The following is a 5,101-nucleotide window of genomic DNA, read 5'->3' on the forward strand; positions in this document are numbered from 1 at the left end:
GCTTCTTGAATATGATGGCTGCTATCTGCCATGCCCCGCAGATCTTCGCGGATAAGCGGTAGCGCCATATCAGTGTGAATGCGCTGCACCGGTTCGTCGTTAACCGACTCGTAAGTGGTGCGTAGCACTTCGTGGCGCTGAAAGATGGCCTCAAGGGCCTGAACTACAACGTCGCTGTCCAGAGGACCAATAATACGGGTGGCAAACGGCATGTTGTACAGGCCGCTTGCGCCCTGCAACTGCTCGATAAACCACAATCGCTGCTGGGCAAACGACAGTGGAATATCACCGTCGCGAGGCTGCTCCACCAGTGGCGGCCTTGCTGAAGCATCGGCTTGATTAAGTACTCCCACAAGCTGGTGAATGGTCGGGTGCTCAAACACCGCCCGAACGGAAAAATCCACTTCAAAGGCATCTCGGATGCGGGCCGCCAAGCGAGTGGCTAGTAGTGAATGCCCACCAATCACGAAGAAATTGGCAGTAACACTCAATTCATCTACCGGTACTTCCAGCAGATCCGCCCACAGTCCAGCCAGGCGCTTCTCGATTTCGTCGGCGGGGGCAATGTATTCGTCCTGCTGACTGAGAGCATCGGGTGTCGGCAATGCCCTGCGGTCAATTTTGCCCACCGCCGTCAGTGGCCAGTCGTCCAGCAAAAGGAAAAAGCCCGGCACCATGTGTTCCGGAACGCGTGCTGCCAACTCGGTGCGCAACACTTCCCGGGTCGGTGGATTGTCTTTTTCGACCACCACCCAGGCGACCAGTTGTTTGTCGGCGGCGCTGTCACCTATCACCTGCACGAGTGACGATACTACACCATCGATACCGTTAAGCTGGTGCATGATCTCGCCCGGCTCGACCCTGAAGCCCCGCACCTTAACCTGAGTATCTTTCCGCCCGGCAAACATCAGCTGGCCATCATCTGCCTGCCAGACAAGGTCACCGGTACGATACAGCTTGCCCTCACCGAAGGGGGTGTCGACAAACACTTCAGCAGTCATGTCAGGCTGATTGTGGTATCCCAACGCCAGGCCATCACCGCCGGTATACAGCTCTCCTACGCAACCGGGAGGAACCAGCGATCCTGTCGGTGACAGCACAAAGGCACTGGTGCCGGTAACCGGCAGGCCGATGGGCACCGTGTTGAGGCGATGCTCAGAAGGGACTTTGCAACAGGTGGTGTAGATGGTGTTTTCGGTTGGGCCATAGGCGCTGATCACGGTTACATTCGGGTAGTGTCTGTATACCCGCTGCACCGCCAGAGGCGAGACCACATCGCCACCGGTCATAACCCAGCGTAGCGAGTCAACGTCATAGCGCTGTTCGCTCCATTTGTCGAACAGTCCGGAGGTAAAGAACACTGAGGTTACCGAGTCTCGACGGATAACCTGATTCAGCTCATCGATATCGATGCGCTTATAGGGGTAAATGACACAGCAACCGCCATTGAGTATCGGCCCCCAGATCTCCAGCGTTGAGGCATCGAATGCATGGGCGGCAAAATGAAGGGAACGGGTGTTGCTGTCCAGTTCGATAAAATTGGGATCTGCCAGCAATCGGATAACTCCGATATGAGGGGTCATCACCCCTTTCGGCTGACCGCTGGAACCGGAGGTAAACATCATGTAGGCAAGGCTGTCCGGCCCCTGCCCTGCCAGCCTGTTCAAATTCGTGGCCGGTTGCGCTGCTATGGCATCTACTACATCCAGTGCATCTACTGTAATGGTTCGAGCCACCTGTGGTTCTATGCTCAATCGCGCCAATGCCTCAGATAGGCCGAGCAGACAATCAAACTTATGACTATCCATCAACATGTTGAGTCGCTTTGCCGGATAATCCGGATCCAGTGGCACATAGGCACCACCGGCTTTGAGTATCGCCAATTGGCTAGTAACACTCTCAATGGAGCGATCCATACATAACCAGACCGGATCGCCACTGCCGACACCACACAGGCGCAGGTAGTGGGCCAGCCGGTTAGCCGTTTCGTTGAGGGTCCGATAGCTAACGCTGCGCTCGCTACATACAAGCGCCGTCTGATCGGGCATTTGGACCGCACGTTGTTCGACAATCTCTTGCAGCTGCATGTCGGTGGGATAACCCGCCGGTACCGGCTGAGAATGGCGCATGGCCATGGCGGTATCGGACTCGGTCAGAATTGGCAGATTGCCAATCAACGCATCGCGGTTTTTCGACAGTGTGGCAAGCAACACTCCGAAGCGTTCTGCCAGTTGCTCAATGGTACTGCGGTCAAACAAGTCGGTGGCATAGTTGAAGCTGCATCGCAGGCGGCGCTGATCGACTGGACCGGCTTCGGTCAATGTCAACGACAGCTCAAATTTGGCCACTTCTTCGTCGCTTGAGAGGGACTCGAAAGTCAAACCAGCGTCTCGGGCACGACTGCCGTCGCCCACCTGCAAAAAGTTCAGCATGATTTGGAACAGCGGGGTATGCTGCTGACTGCGCTCAGGGTTAAGCTGTTCTACCAGAAATTCAAACGGGATGTCCTGATGCTCCTGGGCAGCCAGATTAACCGCTTTAATCTGAGCGAGGAAATCGCCGAGCTTCAAGGTTGGGTCGACATCGACCCGCAATACCAGCGTATTGACGAAGAAGCCCACTAGCGACTCAAGAGCAATATGGGGGCGGCTGGCAACTGGGGTACCGACAACGATGTCCTGCTCGTTACTATGGCGGGCCACTAGCAGCGCAAAAGCGCCGTGCAATAGCATAAACAGGGTAACGTCCTGTTCCGCCGCCAGTAATTTGAGAGCATCAAGGGCATCAGTTTCGAGCCAGAAATCCACGTGATCACCACGGTGGCTCATCCGCGCCGGGCGGGACCGATCGAGTCTCAAACTGTGAGTGGTGGGCAGTCCACTCAGTTGCTCCATCCAGTAACTGCACTGACGTTCCAGCGCTTCACCCTGCAACCAGCCACGCTGCCACAGAGCATAATCGGCGTACTGAATAGACAGCGGCTCGAGAATTTGTACAACATCTACGCCGGTTGAAAGCCCGGCTATCAGCTGGCCAAACTCATTCATCAGCACACCCATCGACACACCGTCCGAGGCGATGTGATGCATGGTCAGCAGCAGCACATGCTCTTCATCACCGCTGTGTAGCAGGCGCCCTCTGAGCATGGCGTCAGAACTCAAGTCAAACGGGGCGGAGGCTTCATCATTCACCGCTTTTTGAATATGATGGCTGCTATCTGCCATGCCCCGCAGGTCTTCGCAGATAAGCGGTAGCGCCATATCAGTGTGAATGTGCTGCACCGGTTCGTCGTTAACCGACTCGTAAGTGGTGCGTAGCACTTCGTGGCGCTGAAAGATGGCCTCAAGGGCCTGAGCTACAACGTCGCTGTCCAGAGGACCAATAATACGGGTGGCAAACGGCATGTTGTACAGACTGCTTGCGCCCTGCAACTGCTCGATAAACCACAATCGCTGCTGGGCAAACGACAGTGGAATATCACCGTCGCGAGGCTGCGCCACCAGTGGCGGTCTTGCTGAAACATCGGCTTGATTAAGTACTCCCACAAGCTTGCGAATGGTCGGGTGCTCAAACACCGCCCGAACGGAAAAATCCACCTCGAAGGCATCGCGGATGCGGGCCGCCAGGCGAGTGGCTAGTAGTGAGTGCCCACCGATCGTAAAGAAGTTAGCTGTAACACTCAATTCATCTGCCGGCACTTCCAGCAGGTCCGCCCATAGCCCGGCCAGACGCTGCTCGGTTGCACCGGCAGGTGCAATATATTCGTTCTGCTGACTGAGAGCATCAGGTATCGGCAGGGCTTTGCGGTCAATCTTGCCGTTGGCAGTCAGCGGCCACTCTTCAATCGCTACAAAGGTTGCAGGTACCATATATTCCGGCAGTCTCTTTTCAAGCTGCTCAGACAGCGTGCCGACAACTTCAGGTTCAGCTATCGCATAAGCGACCAACTGCTCTCCGATCACAATCACATGGCTGGAGGCTACACCTTCAAGCTTGTTGATTTGATTAACAATTTCGCCCAACTCAATGCGGTAGCCGCGCAGTTTAATCTGGTCGTCGGTGCGACCGAGAAAATACAGCTTGCCGTTTTCGCTTTGCAACACCCTGTCTGCCGTGCGATACAACTGCCCTTTGCCGAAGGGGTTGTCGATAAAGGCATCTGCAGTTAGCCCAGGCTTACCGACATAACCAAAAGCAAGACCGGCACCGCCGATATAAAGTTCACCCGGTGTACCAGGTGCCACCGGCTGGGCACCCATGTCCAGGACATGACAGCTGGCCCCATCCACGGCAACACCGATGTGCGGCTCATCGCCGTCAATCACGCACCAGGTACTGTCAACACAACATTCTGTCGGGCCATACACGTTGAGCGCCGTACGGCCATTTTTTTGTTGCCACTGAACCAACTGTTGCCACAGCTGACTGGAAATAGCTTCGCCGCCAATTATCAAATCCGGCAACACCGTGGCCAGCCCTTCACTGAACCACATATCCACCAGGCCCGGTGTACAATCCATAACGCCGATATCGGCAAGTTCCAGTACGGCTGCCAGCGCTGCGCCATCCATTTTCTGCGCATCATCGATGATAGTCAGCGGCCGACCTGCCAATAGCTGACAGATGCCTTGCAATGACGCATCAAAACCGCAGGCCACCGTCAGACCCCACCCCTTGTCAGAAGTGGGCCAGCGACTGATATTACTACTGAGGTTTAAAAGGGCACCGTGGGAGACTTCAACCCCCTTCGGCTGGCCGGTGGAACCGGAGGTATAAATGACATAAGCAGGGCTTTCGCCATTGATATTGATAGCAGGCCCATTAACCGACTGGGTTGCCAGCATCATGGCATTATCCAGCGACAAAGCAATGGCTGGATAGCCGTTTGCCCTGACAAAATGTTCGGCGTCACTCACCACCACCTTGATGCCGCTATCTTCAATCATGTAGCTCAAACGACTATCAGGATGGCTTGAGTCCATCGGTACATAAACCGCGCCCGCTTTGAAGATACCGGTCATACCAACCAGCAGATCGATACTGCGGCTACTCATCAAGCCGACTCTGTCGCCCGAACAGATGCCCCCATTGACCAACAGGT

At 55.4% G+C, this 5,101-nt stretch carries 1 protein-coding gene; it reads right to left on the bottom strand.

Features of this window, described 5'->3' with window-relative positions; all coding sequences use genetic code 11:
• The coding region (locus ACL7TT_RS08720; RefSeq protein WP_413394747.1) for an amino acid adenylation domain-containing protein at positions 1-5,054 on the bottom strand (5,054 nt) is incomplete at its 3' end.
• Between the last annotated feature and the right edge of the window lie 47 nt (positions 5,055-5,101).

This window comes from Microbulbifer jejuensis, assembly GCF_047289955.1.
Taxonomy (GTDB): Bacteria; Pseudomonadota; Gammaproteobacteria; order Pseudomonadales; family Cellvibrionaceae; genus Microbulbifer.